The sequence below is a fragment of the Wolbachia endosymbiont (group A) of Portevinia maculata genome (assembly GCF_964028525.1).
Taxonomy (GTDB): domain Bacteria; phylum Pseudomonadota; class Alphaproteobacteria; order Rickettsiales; family Anaplasmataceae; genus Wolbachia.
The window spans coordinates 802,851-819,459 of sequence record NZ_OZ034786.1 but is presented as its reverse complement, the minus strand read 5'-3'; the positions used below and the strand labels follow the sequence as shown (position 1 = coordinate 819,459).

15 protein-coding genes and 1 tRNA gene are annotated in these 16,609 nt (G+C 33.5%); 10 read left to right on the top strand and 6 right to left on the bottom strand.

Features of this window, described 5'->3' with window-relative positions; all coding sequences use genetic code 11:
* Positions 1-6: 6 nt before the first annotated feature.
* The 3 genes from ABWU36_RS04095 to ABWU36_RS04085 form a co-directional block, all read right to left on the bottom strand.
* Entirely contained in the window at positions 7-1,314 is a 1,308-nt protein-coding gene (locus ABWU36_RS04095; RefSeq protein ID WP_265017298.1) for a UDP-glucose dehydrogenase family protein, read from the bottom strand.
* A 47-nt stretch (positions 1,315-1,361) separates the two neighbouring features.
* On the bottom strand, positions 1,362-2,261 hold the full coding sequence (locus ABWU36_RS04090) for a DMT family transporter (protein WP_265016739.1): 900 nt from the start codon (positions 2,259-2,261) through the stop codon (positions 1,362-1,364).
* Positions 2,262-2,636: 375 nt separating this feature from the next.
* Complete coding sequence (locus ABWU36_RS04085; protein ID WP_353273036.1) at positions 2,637-2,765, bottom strand: hypothetical protein; 129 nt, start codon at positions 2,763-2,765, stop codon at positions 2,637-2,639.
* An 867-nt stretch (positions 2,766-3,632) separates the two neighbouring features.
* Here ABWU36_RS04085 and ABWU36_RS04080 point away from each other — a divergent pair.
* From ABWU36_RS04080 to uvrC, 4 genes are read left to right on the top strand one after another with little or no spacing between them, the layout of a single operon-like run.
* Positions 3,633-4,388, top strand: a complete 756-nt coding sequence (locus ABWU36_RS04080; protein WP_353273035.1) for a phosphatidylglycerophosphatase — start codon at positions 3,633-3,635, stop codon at positions 4,386-4,388.
* Positions 4,389-4,436: 48 nt separating this feature from the next.
* A complete protein-coding gene (locus ABWU36_RS04075) occupies positions 4,437-5,276 on the top strand; it encodes a glycine--tRNA ligase subunit alpha (protein ID WP_253307313.1) in 840 nt (279 codons plus the stop codon).
* Positions 5,277-5,279: 3 nt separating this feature from the next.
* Positions 5,280-7,373, top strand: coding sequence for a glycine--tRNA ligase subunit beta (gene glyS, locus ABWU36_RS04070; RefSeq protein WP_353273034.1), 2,094 nt, complete (start codon positions 5,280-5,282; stop codon positions 7,371-7,373).
* A gap of 7 nt (positions 7,374-7,380) precedes the next feature.
* Positions 7,381-9,201, top strand: a complete 1,821-nt coding sequence (uvrC, locus tag ABWU36_RS04065) for an excinuclease ABC subunit UvrC (RefSeq protein ID WP_253307315.1) — start codon at positions 7,381-7,383, stop codon at positions 9,199-9,201.
* A 50-nt stretch (positions 9,202-9,251) separates the two neighbouring features.
* Here uvrC and ABWU36_RS04060 read toward each other — a convergent pair whose 3' ends face one another.
* The 3 genes from ABWU36_RS04060 to ABWU36_RS04050 all read right to left on the bottom strand — a co-directional run bounded on the left by ABWU36_RS04060 (position 9,252) and on the right by ABWU36_RS04050 (position 12,539).
* Complete coding sequence (locus ABWU36_RS04060; protein ID WP_253307316.1) at positions 9,252-9,857, bottom strand: CvpA family protein; 606 nt, start codon at positions 9,855-9,857, stop codon at positions 9,252-9,254.
* Positions 9,858-9,914: 57 nt separating this feature from the next.
* A complete protein-coding gene (locus tag ABWU36_RS04055) occupies positions 9,915-10,511 on the bottom strand; it encodes a riboflavin synthase (protein WP_264687809.1) in 597 nt (198 codons plus the stop codon).
* 240 nt (positions 10,512-10,751) lie between these two features.
* A complete protein-coding gene (locus ABWU36_RS04050) occupies positions 10,752-12,539 on the bottom strand; it encodes a hypothetical protein (protein WP_264687810.1) in 1,788 nt (595 codons plus the stop codon).
* A gap of 145 nt (positions 12,540-12,684) precedes the next feature.
* Here ABWU36_RS04050 and pheS point away from each other — a divergent pair, with 145 nt between their 5' ends.
* The 6 genes from pheS to ABWU36_RS04020 all read left to right on the top strand — a co-directional run bounded on the left by pheS (position 12,685) and on the right by ABWU36_RS04020 (position 16,559).
* On the top strand, positions 12,685-13,728 hold the full coding sequence (pheS, locus tag ABWU36_RS04045; protein ID WP_265017357.1) for a phenylalanine--tRNA ligase subunit alpha: 1,044 nt from the start codon (positions 12,685-12,687) through the stop codon (positions 13,726-13,728).
* Positions 13,729-15,021 carry a bifunctional UDP-N-acetylglucosamine diphosphorylase/glucosamine-1-phosphate N-acetyltransferase GlmU gene (gene glmU, locus ABWU36_RS04040; RefSeq protein WP_253307320.1) on the top strand — a complete coding sequence of 431 codons (1,293 nt, stop codon included), beginning with the start codon at positions 13,729-13,731 and terminating at the stop codon, positions 15,019-15,021.
* Between the two features lie 71 nt (positions 15,022-15,092).
* The gene (locus ABWU36_RS04035; RefSeq protein ID WP_353273033.1) at positions 15,093-15,560 is read left to right on the top strand and encodes a P44/Msp2 family outer membrane protein; all 468 of its coding nucleotides are present in this window, start codon (positions 15,093-15,095) and stop codon (positions 15,558-15,560) included.
* Positions 15,561-15,890: 330 nt separating this feature from the next.
* Positions 15,891-16,193 carry a 50S ribosomal protein L21 gene (rplU, locus tag ABWU36_RS04030; protein ID WP_096617066.1) on the top strand — a complete coding sequence of 101 codons (303 nt, stop codon included), beginning with the start codon at positions 15,891-15,893 and terminating at the stop codon, positions 16,191-16,193.
* A 10-nt stretch (positions 16,194-16,203) separates the two neighbouring features.
* The gene (gene rpmA, locus ABWU36_RS04025; protein ID WP_096617064.1) at positions 16,204-16,473 is read left to right on the top strand and encodes a 50S ribosomal protein L27; all 270 of its coding nucleotides are present in this window, start codon (positions 16,204-16,206) and stop codon (positions 16,471-16,473) included.
* Positions 16,474-16,482: 9 nt separating this feature from the next.
* Positions 16,483-16,559 (top strand) — tRNA-Ile (locus ABWU36_RS04020).
* Positions 16,560-16,609: the final 50 nt, after the last annotated feature.

Sequence of the window (16,609 nt, the reverse complement as noted above, 5' to 3'; positions counted from 1 at the left end):
CAACAGTTAAACTTTGTAGATAGATTTTTTACCCAAGGAATAAACATGGTAACCATATCTTAGTAACAGCTCGCTATCTAATAAATTACGGAAATCAAAAACATTAGGTGCAGTCATAATACTCTTTAAACTTGCAAAATCTTGATTTTTAAATTCTTTCCACTCCGTTAACAATAACAAGGCTTCCGCGTCCCTTGCAGCCCCTATAGCATTGTCCGCGTACTCTATATCCTTTAGAACTTGCCTAGCATTATCCATCCCCATTGGGTCATATGCAGTAATTTTAGCCTTGTTATTCACTAACAATTGTGCAATATCTATAGCTGGGCTATTTCTTACATCATCAGTACCAGACTTAAAAGTTAGCCCCCATATTGCTATTTTTTTATTTTGGACTCCATTTAATAGATATTCTACCTTTTTAGCAATGTTTGTTATATGATTATAGTTAGATTCCTTAACTGAATTTAAAATTTGTAGCTTGACATTGTGATCTTCAGCAAGCCTTATTAAGGCCGATAAATCTTTAGGAAAACATGATCCTCCAAATCCTGGACCAGCTTTGAGAAACTCCTTACCTATTCTATGGTCCATTCCCATACTGTTAGCTAAAAGGTCAATGTCTGCTCCTAATAGCTCACATAAACCTGCCATCTCATTGATAAAAGCAACCTTTGTTGCTAGAAAAGCATTAGAAGCATATTTAATCATTTCAGCAGTAACTGTATCAGTGACCATTAACGGAATATTCTTATCTATAAATGATTTATATATAACTTCTAGTTTTGCCCTAGCTAGCTTAGTTTTTACTCCTATTATTATCCTATCTGGGTATAAAAAATCTGATACTGCAGAGCCTTGCTTGAGAAACTCTGGATTAACCCCCAAATCAAAGTTATAGCCCTTATTAGATAAATAATTATATATATTTTCTGCAGTACCAGGAGGAACAGTTGACTTTATCACTATTAAGCAATCTTGATTAACTCTCTCAGAAACTTCACTTACTGCATTATATACATTCTTTAAATTTGCATTTCCTAGGGAGTCTGATGGAGTATCTACAGTTATAAATACTACTTCTGTATTGGGATTTATTTGAAAATACGAATCGAAAAATCTTATCCTTTGTGACTTTATATTATTCTCTAAATAATCTGCTAATCCAGGTTCATATAGAGGAATGTTCCCTGATTTCAAAAGTTCAATCTTCTCAGTATTTATGTCAATGCAATCAACTTTATGGCCCTGCTCCGATAACATTGTACCAGATACTAATCCTACATACCCTACTCCTATAATAGTTATGTGCATTTTATTATCACCTTAAAAATATAGCTTAGCATCTAAAATAAATACCATTAACAATTATAAACTTTTGTTGTTACACTATTTTTCTTAATTGCCTTACCTTCCGAATAAGCTATAAATAAGGTTGATGGTATTAATATCAAAGTACCATATAAAGCACTTTTATCAGGTAATTCATTAAATATAACGTATGCTACTATTGCAGAAATTATTAGCTCTATGTACCTATAAGGTGCAAGTGCAGTAGCATCAGTAAGAGTAAAAGCTTTTAACATAAAGAGCAAAATTAGATTTGAATTAATTCCCAAAATCAGCAGTAATACTAATTCCAACAAGGAAGGCATATGCCAATAAAATAACAAAGGTGGAGTAGAAAAAACAGTTGTCATTAGAGCTGAATAAAATAACATACTTATTACTGACTCTTTTATCACAAGTTTCTTATTAAGTATGTCTAATATAGCAAAGATTAATGCAGATACAATAAAAATAAGAATTTTAGGATTAAAGTCTTCACTATGAGCTTTGATAGTAATAGCAATACCAACAAAACCAATAATAGTTACTATCCATCTTTGCCAAATTATATTTTCGTTTAGTAAAGGGATTGCAAGAAATATAACAAATAATGGTATAGAAAAACTTATAATCGTTGCAGTTACTATGGGGAAAGTACTCAATCCATAGGTCCATAAGACCATTCCACAAAACAACAGTGCTCCTCTAGTTATTTGAATAGATATTTGACTTGTTTTAAAAGCTTCTATTCCATAGTAAAACATAAAAGGTACAAGGGTAATAGTGGTAAACAGAAAGCGGAAAAAAATTATTTCAAAACTCTGAAGATGTAAACTTAGATATTTTGATATAGTATCATTAGCTACACTACTAAGTAAGCTAAGTATAAACCAGATAACCCCAAACAAATAAGCTCTCAATCTGTAATCCATAAAGCTTCTGATTTAATAGATACGATGTACTCATATAATTTTACTACAAAACTAATAATATAAAAGTTTTCTGATGTACGTCCCCAGAATGTGATCGTAAGGGTCCATTATAAATAATTCGGGAAATTTCGTCTCTGTAGACATATTAAGAACTACGTAACGAATGTTTATATTTGTGAGTAATAGTAAGGTTCAAGGTAAGGAAAATGCTAGTGAGGTAAAGTAGAATAACGTTGATTTGATAATTTAAGCTCATCTTCCCTCTTGCTACATCTCTCTTTAAATATCTCCTCTTTTGCAGCAGGTCTATAGAATTATACAGAGTATTTTATCTTCCAATACAGGCAATCTTGACGTTCTTCCATGGCATTTCTTCTATTCTTGAACTTTTTCCCACTCTGGGCGCACTTTTTCTACAACCTTTTCGAATTCTTCTATTTTCAAACCTGTTACATCTCGAAAATTTCTCGGATGTTCTTTTAGATTATGGTAGTTTAAGCTCATCTTCCCTCTCTATTCTCTTGCTATACCTCCCTATTTTATAACCATTCCTACTCTTTTGCAGCAGGTTTAAAGAAATACTAAAGGCAAAAGATACGCTTGCGTAGTTCGAAAGCTTTCTATAGGATAAGTCTCACCTGATTTACAAATAGAATTGTTATGTTAGATGTTTGCTATTTATTCTTAAGCTCATTTTAACAGCATTTTGCTTTTTTTAGTATGTAGGGGTTTTCTAGGAATTATCCTATTGAATTCTATGATATTATTTTTTGTAACATTGTTATACATATCATGAAACTGAAGGTATTTTATTATCTTCAATCTGTGCAGATTAAACGACAACAGTATTACGTGATTGGCGTCTTATTTTTAATTTTTTGCACTATGTGCACCTTATGTCTTCACAACCTTTCTGGGTTTTTACCCATATAAGCTGAAACGCGCTTACAAAGCGTTTAAGACAGTATAGAACGCCGATTTGCAGGATTAGAGAGTGACAACTAGTTAACACGGGATATCTTTTGCCTTTTTTTCTGCTTAGTAAATTTCTTAAATATTAAAGCTAAGGTTAGTTGCACTTAAAAGCAGCTAAATTGCAGTGTTTAAGACTTAAAAAAACGCCAATACTGAAAATAAACAGTGACCGGGGTTTCTTTTGCCTTTTTTTTATTTGCTTGATATTTATAATAGACCCACACCATCACACTCTGGGACCATACAAGAGAAGGCTACTCGGATGACAGGGAGGAACGGTTGTCGGTAAACTTAGAGCTATAATAACTATTTGCCTTTTTTCTATGCAAGAAGTCTATTGATAAGTCCGTTACAATACAGTATTATAAATAATATAAACCAAGTGTTACTTAGAGCATGGGGATTTTTTTTGAATTTTTGGGAAAGATGCTAGGTAAGGTTTTTCCTGCCAAAACAGTAAGCTCTTTTTTGGGAATAGGATATTTACCAGGTTGGCAGAACTATTGGTCTTCTTTTTTAATATTATTTATTGTCGATGTTATATTGATTTTTACATATGGAGGCGAATATTTACTATATAAAATGCCAAATTCAGGAATAGTTGTAGCTGCTGTTTTTACAAAATTGGCAATAGTTATGTTAGTAATACAATTAATTGGAATATTTATTTTTCATGCTCAGGGCCCTTCAGCAAACAGTGGTGAAGAAATAGTAATACAAATAGCGTCAGGGCAAGTATTGACTGTAGCACTTTCAATGCCAGCAATAATGTCAATTTATTATACTGTAAGTAAACTCTATGGGAGTATATGTAAGCAGATGTTTCAATGCCCATTTTGGTTTAATGATTTTATGCACTTTTTCTTTTTTCTTATGATACCTTACGTATTTTTTAATGTCGTAGAAGTGATAAAACCATGGCCAATAAGTTCAATACAACTCAGCTATAATAATGCAATTTCAATTACATTTGAGGGGATTTTTCACACATTTTATGCGGTGATTTTACTGTATTTAACAGCATTTATATTCTGCGATTTAACTATGCATGATGCAATTGTCCTAAATAAAAGCATAATTCAGTATGTGAGGGAAAGTTCAGCAGTTTTAGGTGATTATTTACATAGTGCTGCAAAAAAAAATAAATATTGAATAGTACTTATTTATTTATATATTTAGTATAAAAAGTGTGCAATTTGTGTGAATTTACAAAGTATAATAAAAGAGTTGCAAGATTTTTGGGCTGGTGAAGGGTGCGTTATACTTCACCCATACACATCTGAAGTTGGTGCTGGTACATTACATCCTGCAACAATTATGTCTGCAATTGATACAAAACCGACAAAAATTGCATATCTACAACCAGTAATTAGGCCAGCAGATGGACGCTATAGTGATAATCCTAATCGCTTGTATCAACATCACCAATATCAAGTTATAATAAAGCCATCTGGTAATAATTTACAAAACGTCTATTTAGATAGCTTAAAAGCTCTTGGCATATCTACAGAAAAATATGATATTAAGTTTGTTGAAGATGATTGGGAAAACCCAAGTGTTGGTGCATCAGGACTTGGATGGGAAGTTACATGCAATGGAATGGAAGTAACACAGCTTACTTATATACAGCAAGTTGGAGGGATTGACTGCAAGATGATTCCTGGTGAGGTGGCATATGGGTTGGAACGTTTAGCAATGTGCATACAAGGTGTAGATAATGTTTACGATATAACTTGGAACGATAACGGTGTAACTTACGGAGATATTTTTAAACAAAGAGAATATGAATTTTCTTATTTAGCGTTAGATTATTATGATACTAAAGTGGTACAGCAGCAATTTGAAGATACGGAAAAATTATGTAAGTTCCTTATTGAAAAGGAGCTACCAATTGCAGCTTATGACCAATGTATTAAAACTAGTCACCTACTTAATCTGCTTGATGCAAGAGGTGTGCTTGGTGTCAATGAACGTACAGCGCATATTGGTAGAGTTAGAGAGCTGACAAAAAAATGTTGCGAATTGTACATGAGTAAATAGCGTATGTCGTTGCAGTTGTTATTTGAGTGCCTTTCAGAAGAAATACCATCGAGAATGCAGAATGTAGCTGCAACTCAAGTTAAGAGCTGTATTGCCAATGTTTTTAACAAAAATAATGTAAAATTTACATCAATGGAGGTTTTTGTAACGGCACGTCGCATTATCCTATTTGTTGACAACATAAATGCTTTGGAGCTAAAGGATTCCAATAACGAAGTTAAGGGACCAAACATTAACGCACCAAAAAGTGCTATCGAAGGTTTTTTAAGAAAATATCAGAAAAATGAAGAAGATTTGCTCGTTCGAAAAGTAAATAATGAGGATTTTTACTTCATTAAAAGAGAAAGCTGCTCATTTAACATCAGAGAATTCCTCAAAAATCAACTGGAGGAAATGCTCAAAAACTTTTCTTGGTTGAAGAGCATGAGATGGGGCGAAGGAAAAGAAAGGTGGGTTAGGCCAATTAAAAACATTTTATGCATTTTAAATGACGAAATAATACCTGTGTCTTTTGCAGGGATCACAGCATCTAACACAACATATGGCCATCGATTTCTCTCAAGTGATGCGACGTTAACTATTAAAGCACCTAAAGACTATTTTGAATTGCTAGAAAAAAACAGCGTAATTCTCCAGCTGGACAAAAGAAAGCAATTTATACTAGATCAGATTAATAAATTCACAAAAGAGCAGAATTTACAACTTGAGAAAAATGATTATTTACTAAATGAATTGACAGGGCTTATAGAGTGGCCAATCGTACTGTTTGGTGAAGTGAATCAAGAAAAGTCATTTGGATTACCGAAGGAAGTAATTCTTAGTATAATTAATACGCAGCAAAAATATCTTGCTTTAAGTAATGGAAAGAGAATTTCACACTTTGTCACTGTTGTCAACGTCAACAATGGTGAAGTTGTTAAAGGACACGAAAGAATATTAGAAGCACGTCTTGCTGATGCACAATTTTTGATATCTCAGGACAAAAAGGAAGATCTGGATCATTATGTCAAAAAATTGGGTTCGATATTATTTCATGCTTTTCTTGGCAGCGTGGGGGAAAAGGTGAAGCGTATTACGTCTCTGTCAAAGTATATAGCTATATTTATTCCACATGCTTCGCTGATAAAAGTTGAACGTGCTGCATATTTGGCAAAAGCTGATTTGGCAACATCGATAGTAAGAGAGTTTCCAGAATTACAAGGAGTAATGGGTGGATATTATGCTTCTTATTTTCAAGAAGATAGAGAAATAGTGGAAGCTATAACTGAACACTATAAGCCAATCGGGCCAGAGCAGGAGTGTCCTAAATCCCCTTCAGCAATTGCTGTGTCAATTGCAGACAAAGTGGATAGCTTAGTTGGTTTAATTGCAGCAGGTGAGAAAATCTCTGGTTCGTATGATCAGTTTGGTTTGCGGAGAATGACAATTAGTATAATTAGAACAATACTTGAAAATAATTTGCATATTCCAATTAGGCTATTGATAGATAAGTCAGTATCTTTATATTCAAGGCTTCTATTTAATGAAAATACAACGTCAGTTGATAAGCCAAATAGAAAACAAATTTCAGAACTAGTATTTAGATTCTGCTTAGAAAGATTCAAGGTTATTTTAAAAAATAGAGATATAAGGCAAGATGTCGTAGATTCAATACTATATAAAATCGATATTAATGATCTGCTGACAGCAGAAAAGCAAACTGTTATATTGGATCGTTATCTTAGTACGCCAGAAGGTGAACAGATTCTAAGCACTTACAAAAGAGTCAGTAACATGATGAGCAAAGTAAGGAAAAGTGATGGCACTACTTATAGTGCATCTTACGGTAAGAGATTTTTGATTGAAAATGAAGAAATTGCGCTATCAAATTGTGCTATAACTGCTTGTAAAAACATAAAACAAGCGATAAAAAATAACCACTTTAATGCAGCGCTTGATGAACTTGCTGGTTTTGCTCCGTTTATCAATCAGTTTATGGACAGTGTAAAGATTAACTGTGATTCTGATAAGCTGAGAAGAAACAGATTATCTTTGCTTGAAAATGTAGTTTCCGTCTTTCATTTAGTAGCAGATTTTAACCTCATACAAGTCAAGTAATGGATAAATGTTCAAGCAATATAAAGAACAGATAAAATTATCTCCGCAGTCTTGTGGTGTGTATAAGATGATTGGAGATAAGGATAAAGTTTTATACATTGGTAAAGCAAAAAACTTGAAATCGAGATTATCTGACTACCTTCAATTCGAAAACCTTTCTGAACGAATTAGAGTTATGCTCTCACAGGTTGTTAAGGTTGAAATATTCATCACTGAGAATGAAATCGAAGCACTGCTTCTTGAAGCACAGTTAATAAAATCATTGAAACCACTTTATAATATTGTGCTCAAGGATGGAAAATTTTATCCTTATATAACAATTTCCAAGCACGATTATCCAAGAATAGCAAAATATAGAGGCAAATTTAAGAAGAATGAGTTTCATTATTATGGTCCCTTTACATCTGCCGCTGCTGTTAAGCAAACTATATTGTCATTGCAAAAAGCTTTTCTCCTAAGAGTATGTTCAGATCAATACTTTTCCTCAACAAAAAGACCATGTATTGAATATCAAATTAAGCGCTGCTCAGCACCATGCATAAACAAAATCACAAAAGACGACTACTGCCAATCAGTAAAACAGGCACGAAATACATTGCTTGGAAGAAATAAGGAAGTGAAAGAACAGTTACTTTTCACAATGAGAAAGTGCAGCAGTGAAGAAAACTATGAGCTTGCTGCTATATATAGAGATCGGGTAAAGTTTCTTGAGCAAATTCAAATACAGCACACGGATTTTTCTTTTGAAAAAGATGCAGATTTCTTCAGTATTGTACGTGAAGAGGATCTAGCATGTATTAGTGTGTTATCGTTCAGAAATAAAGACAACTACGGCAGCACTCCTTACTTTGCCGAGAACTGTGGTGATCACTCAAATGATGAAATTTTATCCACCTTTTTGGTCAATTTTTATAATTCAGCTAACATACCTCCAATACAAATTTACGTTCCAGATTCTATTGTGGATAAGGAAATTATAGAACAAGCACTATATAAGGTTGCTCAAAAGCCAGTAAAAGTTCTGCATGCAAAGAATAAAAAAGAGCGTGATTTATTGAAATTTGTTTATGATAACTCTCAGCATAGCTTAGAGCAGAAGCTTATCGATTATAGAAATAACCTAGAAAAGCTTGAGGAGCTTAGCAAAATCTTCTTGTTACCAAACATTCCAAAGCGTATTGAGGTTTATGACAATAGCCATATATTTGGAAATCAACAAATTGGTGTAATGGTTGTTGCAGGGCAGGAGGGTTTTTTAAAAAGTGAGTACAGAAAATTTACTATAAAGGAAAAATTTTCAGGCGATGACTATAAAATGATGAGGGAAGTGCTAACCAGACGTTTCTCCGGCAATATAAAAGGCATAATACCTGATTTTTTACTGATTGATGGTGGACCAGGACATGTTTCCATAGTACAGAATGTACTGGAAGTATTGAATATAAACGTTCCTTTTGCTTGTATGGCAAAAGGTCCTGATCGTAACGCAGGAAATGAAACATTTTATATGCTGGGCAGGGAAGAATTCAGTCTGGCAAATGACAGCAAAGTCATGCTTTACTTACAATTGCTGCGTAATGAAGCCCACCGTTTTGCGATAACTTCACATAGAAAAAAACGCGATAAACAGTTTATAGTTTCACAATTAAGCAAAATACCCGGTATTGGCAACAAAAGGAAAAAGGCGTTGATGTCTTATTTTGGTTCAGTGAAAAATATAAGCAAAGCTTCTCTGGCTGAAATTCAAAACGTACATGGAATTAGTAAAGGTTTAGCAGAAGTCATTCTTAAATACGTGAATTATAAGAGAGGAGTGCTCTTAACCTGACACATATGGCTTTTTGAATACTCCTAATGAACATATTTATAAATAAATATTTACTCTTCTTTTTTATTGTTTTTGGGTTTTTCTTGATCAACCATTTCTCCACCGATCTCTTTTATTTTTAGTATCAACGACTCTGGTACATACATGTCAATTACTTCTTCTGCTGTCACAAATAAAGCCTGATAAGAGTGTGAATTTATTATCCAATTAGGCAATATGTCTTCTGCTTTTATTTCAGAATGTTCCTCTTTTTTGCCATATTCTTTTTTGTCATATACTGTGTAGCAATATAAGTGCACAGCAAAAAATAATACATAAGAGAGCAATATTCCTTTAAGCACTCCGAGAAAGATTCCAGTAACTCTATCGATAAACCCCAACCTTATGGGTGATAATATGTACATTAGCCAGTTGTTTATTATCATGAATATAAGATTAAGTATAATAAATACAGAGATTGTAGAAAGTATGTTTAGTATAACTTTAGAATCAAAATATTTACTATAATTTGGAGTGAAAAAATCATAGTGATTAGCTGTCAGAAAAATTGATAAAAATAGAAACATCAATGCGCATAGCTCTTTTATAAAACCTCTAGTTACCGAGATTATTACGCATAGAACAACAATGAAGATAATTAGGCTATCGAAAAGCATATTTTATATCTATATGGTTTTCAAGATATAATAGTTGTAAATAACAAGGTTGTAAAATTAATTGTATTTATGCTGCATCAATTGATCTAAATACCTAGCGATCATGTCAATTTCTAAATTCAGATAATCATTTATTTTGTTGTACTGAAAAGTTGTATTTTCCCATGTATAGGGAATTATATTTACTATAAATTCCTGATTAATAACTGAATTCACTGTAAGGGAAACCCCGTCTAGTGTAACGGAGCCTTTTTTTGCAACAAATTTAATTAATTCTTGTGGGCACGATAGTTTGATTTCATGAGAATCTAAATTTCGCTCAATTGTTAAAATTTTTACTATCCCATCAACATGACCCTGAACCAAGTGGCCATCGATTCTGTCGCTTAGCCGCATTGCTTGTTCTAGGTTTATTTTTTTTCCTATTCTCCACGTATTTAAGTTAGCAACCTTCATAGTTTCTTGAGACACTTGAACTGTGAATACATCGTTCAGTATGTTCACAACAGTTAAACATACACCAGAGCAAGCTATTGAATCTCCTTTGTTTATAGAGGGTAAATTTTGTGTTTTGATATGGAAAATTTGATCAGAGTTGGAGTGAGTGGTAGTATCAGTTATAGTCCCGATATCCGTGATAATTCCTTTAAACATATGGTGAAAATAAATAATTTTACCATGAAAATTTTTTTACAACAACTTACTTCTATTTTGTTATAGCTAAAGTAATTCTGGTTTACCAACGATTTAAAAAATGACAAATTCGTCATTCCGCTGCTTGCTAGTGGGATCTATGTGAGATACCGTGACGGTATGACGTAGGACTGCTGTCATCCCGCTGCTTGTTAGCGGGATCTATCCGCGGCGGTATGACGTAGGAAAACTGAGCCTGCACTAGCTATAGGCACGAGAAAGGGGATCGTTTTCACTTACTTGCTTAACAGATTCTATAGAATATTCAGAATATATAAAGTAAGCTAAACTCAAAACACATAATGTAATCAATGTCGGTAACCCTATGTTCAATGCTAACCCAATATTTTCTCTTTTTTCTGGTGGCACTAATTCTTTTAACATTGACACTTTTCCTAATGGAAAATGCCATAAGCAAAGTGTTGATGCAGATGCTACTATTATAAATAGACAAAAATAAGCCTTTTTTGAGGAAAATACAGTTTTTAACGGTGATTTGAGTGTAATGTTAGTAGGTGGTAGAGTTTTAGCTTCATTTGTTGCTGGTGAAGGATCTTTAGATTTATTTATTGGTAAAGGGTTTGTAGATTTATGAGGAGTATTTTCATGTTGCGTAGGAGGTTGTTGTATATAAACACCTGAAACTAATTTGAGCAATTGCTCTTTTTTTTTATATACTTGCTTATGTAAATACTCTTTTGGAAAAGAAGACTTGCCAGCTGGTTGTGGTATTTCTAGTATTTCTAATACTTCTGATATCTCACCTGACTCCAATATTTCATGTAATTGTTTATCTTGAAAATAAACAATATTGAATATTGAGTTAAAAACATTGCGAAATGTTTCTGGATCTTGATTTTTGTATCCATTCATCACTTCAATAAATATTTCATCGAGTTTTTTTCCCCTGCGCTCAATCTGGTTATCTAACATAGCTACTCTAGCATCATTTTGTGCTTGTTTTATGGCTAATTGTTTTTCTTTCTCTGATAGTTCTTTGGTCTGCTTTTTTGACTTCTTTTTTCTGTTAGCCTTAAAATACTCTGTGTGCGAAGTAGTTTGACCTACATTCTGTTCTGCTCCTTGAGGTATTGGATTTCCTATACTACTTGTCATCCAAGTAGCTGACACTGGGGTCCATTTTTCTTTTTTTTTCTGGATTCCAGCGTCAAGCGCTGGAATGACACCAAATGGTATATTGTTGCTCTGTATAGAAGGTTTTGGTGTTCTTAAAAGGGATAACCTTATTACATCATTAAAAAAATTGGATAAGGGAAGGAAGATTCTATATTTTGGTATATTAGCTTTTATTGCAGCAGTAACCACTGGAGCTTTACAATTTACTTTGCTTGCTACGTTAAAGCCAAACGAGCCTGTAAATGGTACAATTTGTCTATTTTGTGCGTTTTTTTGCTTAGTTTCACTCTGTTCTTGTCTGTCTTTATTTTCTGCTTCTTTTACTTGTAGTGTAACTTGACTCTGTTCCTCATTTTCAGTTTTTTCTGCATGTTTTAGCCTTTCATTTAAAAATGACCCTATTTGGTGCAAATTATCTAAGTTAATGTCTTTAACATTTGTTTGTAGTATGATTGTTATTCCTTGCAGAAGGATTTGAGGCGGAGCATTATTTACGAATTCTTCTACAGTTTTATCACTACTAGTTTTACAGTAGTTATTATATAATTCACTGCTTTCTTTTGGTACTTTTATGTTGACTGTAAAATTTTTTTCCCGAGAAAGGCAGATTTTAAAAAAATCAATTAAAGATTTTATTTGAAATGGTCTTGTATTAAAGGTGTCTTTACCTGTTGCTGTTAGCTCAAATGAAAATTCTTGTATATTACTTTCAATACTTCTCGAGCGAATGGTACTGATCTTAATTATTTTGCTAGAAAATGCTTTACTTATGTTTTTGGATCTTTCCTTAAAGAACTTAGGTAAATCCTCTATTTTGTACTTATTATCAGTTTCAGTGTCACTGTTGTGCATGGTTGATACAGCAAATTCATCAACGCAAAGGTAAATAAAAAAAACTAATTGGTCAATAAATTAATAATCAAAATGGGACAGTTTTTAGATTGTTGATGCTATTCAAGATTTTACTATAATTAAAGTTTAAGCCAGCGTTTCTAAGATGAATAAAGAGCTACTGAATGAAATACCTTCACTTGAAGATAAAGCGGTCTCTGAAATTGAGAATGCTTCTTCTTTACAAGATTTAGAAAAAGTCAGGCTATCATATTTGGGAAAAAAGGGTGTAATTAAAGCTTATTTTGACAACTTAAAAGAGATAGAAGACGCAGGAAAAAAGCGCAATTTAGGCGAAGTTATCAACGTTTTACGTAATAAGCTAGATCAGCTTATAATGAATAAGGAAAATGCACTAAAAGCCGAAGAAGTTAACTTTAAATTGCAGAACGAGGCGGTTGATATCACGTTGCCCGTTAGACCAGAAAAAATGGGCAAGGTCCATCCACTCAGTAAGGTTCTAAATGAAGTAAAGCTTATTTTTGCACATATGGGTTTTAAAGCAGTTGATGGCCCTGACATTGAAGATGAATTTCATGTATTTGATGCACTGAATACTCCAAGTCACCACCCTGCGCGGGAGGAGCAAGATACCTTCTACTTAAAGAATAAAATAAACGACAAAAGAATGGTGCTGCGCACTCATACCTCATCTGTGGAGATCAGAACTATGGAAAAAGCGAAAACTTTTCCGATTAAAATCGTATCTCCTGGTAGAGTATACAGAAACGACTTTGATGCAACTCACACCCCTATGTTCCATCAAATAGAGGGGTTATATGTCAATGAGAATGTCAATATGGGCCAGTTAAAATTTACTATTCATCACTTCCTTAATAAGTTTTTTGGAGATAAAGGGCTGAAGATACGTTTTCGTAATAGTTTTTTCCCTTTTACCGAGCCTTCTGCAGAAGTGGACATAAGTTATAAAGGTAGTAAATGGATAGAAGTACTGGGATGCGGTATGACGCATCCAAATGTATTTCAAAATGTTGGAATAGATCACACTAAATACAGCGGTTTTGCGTTTGGCATTGGTATAGAAAGGCTTGCAATGCTAAAATATCAAATTAGCGACTTAAGGAGCTTTTATGACAACAAAATCAGATGGCTTGATCATTACGGTTTTCATTTTTCATCTTTAAGATAAGTGATAAGTAAAACTCATACGTTCGTTATACTTGCTGCAGGGCATGGCAGGCGGATGAATTCAGATTTGCCTAAGGTCCTACACAAAATAGGCAGTTTTTCCATGCTCCAGCATGTCATTTACAATGCAAAACAGTTAAATCCTGAAAATATTGCTGTTGTAGTTGATCTGCCTTTAATTGAAAGACTAAAGTGCTTTAAGGATATACAGTTAATTACACAAGAATTAACACTTGGCACGGGAGATGCAGTCAAAACTGCGATGAGAAACCTGAAAGAATTGCCAGATTCGAGCATAATTATTGTGCAGTATGGAGATACCCCACTCATAAAAAGCAGCACAATAACTAAAATGGTTAGTTGCTTAGAAGGCAAGGCTCTAGTTTGCCTAGGTTTTAGGACAAGCAATAAAGAATACGGTAGGTTAATTATTGAGAATGGTTCCTTAAGAGAAATCGTAGAAGCAAAGAGTGATAAAAATAATCATGAAGAGTTTCTTGCAAATGCTGGAATAATGGTTGCATGTGCAAAGAATTTACGTGAATTGGTGGAGAAAATAGAGTGCAATAGCTCAACTCATGAATATTATTTGACCGATATAGTTTCCATTGCAGTGAAGAGTAATTTAAATGTCGGTTACGTTATTACCGGTGGAGAAGAGGCAACGGGAATAAATAACAGAAATGACCTTATAAAAGCTGAATTTTACTTTCAAGAAAACAAAAGAAAATTTTTTACCAACTCTGGAGTAACGCTTGTTGCTCCAGAGACTGTTTTCTTTTCTCTTGATACGCAAATTGCCAGAGATTCAGTTATTTACCCATATGTTTTTTTCGGTACTGGAGTGAAAATAGAGTCTGGTGCGAAAATACTGCCATTTTCGCATTTAAAAAACTGCTTAATTAAAAGTAATGCTGAGGTCGGTCCATTTACCAGAATACGCGGAAACACAACAATTGGTAATAAGGCAAAAATAGGAAATTTTGTGGAAGTGAAAACAAGTGAAGTTGGTCAAAACACTAGAATAAAACACTTAAGTTATATAGGAAATGCTAAAGTAGGGCAGAGGAGTAATATAGGAGCAGGTACTATTGTTTGTAATTATGATGGGAAAAAGAAACATAAAACGAACATAGGAAGCAATTGCTTTATTGGTGCCAATAGCTCACTCATTGCACCGCTTAATGTTCATGATGACTCTGTAATTGCGGCAGGTAGTGTTATAGTGGAAGATGTACCAGAAAAAAGCCTTGCAATAGCAAGAGAAAAGCAGGTGATTAAGAGAATAAAGTAATTCGCTGTAATTATATTATTTTTAATGCTTATATTTGTATACATGCGTATATCAATATTTGGAGGGTAAAAATGAAAAAATTACTTACCTTAGTAGCTATATTGCCTGCTGTTTCTTTGTCAGTACCATGTTTTGGAGTTGATTGGGTTAGAGATAGGATCTATACTTCTTCGTCATACAGTTCTGGCAATTTTAGTCATAGTATCGGTTATCACTACACAAACAGCGTAAAAATTTCAGTTGAGCCTATGATTTCAGTTGCAAATATTTTTAAATACAGACTGCAAGGAGGAATTTTAGCAAATTTACGTTATCATTACGAGTTTACAAACACGGATATCACTCCGTATGTCAATATTGGTATAGGTGCTGCTATCGATTTTATTGGACAGTCAAAGTTTGGTTTCTCATATAAAATAAGCTCTGGTCTTGATTTTCCGCTTTCTTCAAGGACAAGTGCTTTTGCTGGTTATAGTCTATTGAAAGCATTTGAAGATTATAATCATGGATTTGAGCTTGGAATAAATTATAACTTATAAAACCCCAGCTGAATAGCAACAGGTTGTACTTTTTTCAAATTGAAGCTGAATTTTTGCTAGATAATTAATAAGCCATATTATGGAGTTTTAATTAGAGACCTACCGCAAAAGCAAAGTGAGGGAGATTAAAAATGATCAAGTTTTGCTTCTGTTCAAAACAAGATTTTTTGAGAATTAATTATTGTCTGAGAAAAAGCAGATAACAAGGTGAAAAAAGATAGAAGTATTTAAGTAGCTCAGAAGGAGCATTAAGTCATGTTTTTTATTTATATTGACAGCATATATGACATCGTTTACGATTAAAGTTAATAACAATAATTTATATTTATCATGTTTGCAGTAATTGAGACTGGTGGAAAACAATATTTAGTAAAAGAAGGCAGTATAATAAAAGTAGAGAAGTTAGAAGTTGAAGAAAAAAAAGAGGTAGAAATCAATAAGGTGATTTGTATTTCAAATAATGGCTTATCTTATTCATCTAATGCTACTGTTAAAGCTGAAGTATTGGAGCAGTGTAGAGGAGAAAAAATTATAATCTTTAAGAAGAAAAGAAGAAAAAATTACCGTAGAAAGACTGGTCATAGGCAGTATATAACTGTTCTTCGTATCAATGAAATTAATCTTCAAAAGTAAGAGGTAAGATATGGCAACTAAAAAATCAGGTGGTAGTTCCTGTAATGGTAGAGATTCAGCAGGTCGTAGGTTAGGAATAAAGAAGAATGGGAAGGTTATTCCTGGTAACATAATTGTGCGCCAAAGAGGCACAAAATTCCATCCTGGGAAGAATGTTGGTATAGGTAAAGATCATACGATTTTTGCCAAAGTAGAAGGCTGGGTCAGCTTTAGAAGGTCAGCAAATAAAAAGACTTTTATTGATATCTTGCCTACAGATAATATGAAAGCTTCAGCTTGAATAAATCAGGGGTCTGTAGCTCAGGTGGTTAGAGCGCACGCCTGATAAGCGTGAGGTCGGAGGTTCAACTCTTCCCAGGCCCACCATTTAGTAATTACTAACTGTGTTTTTATAGCGGTTTTGGTATTGTATAAGC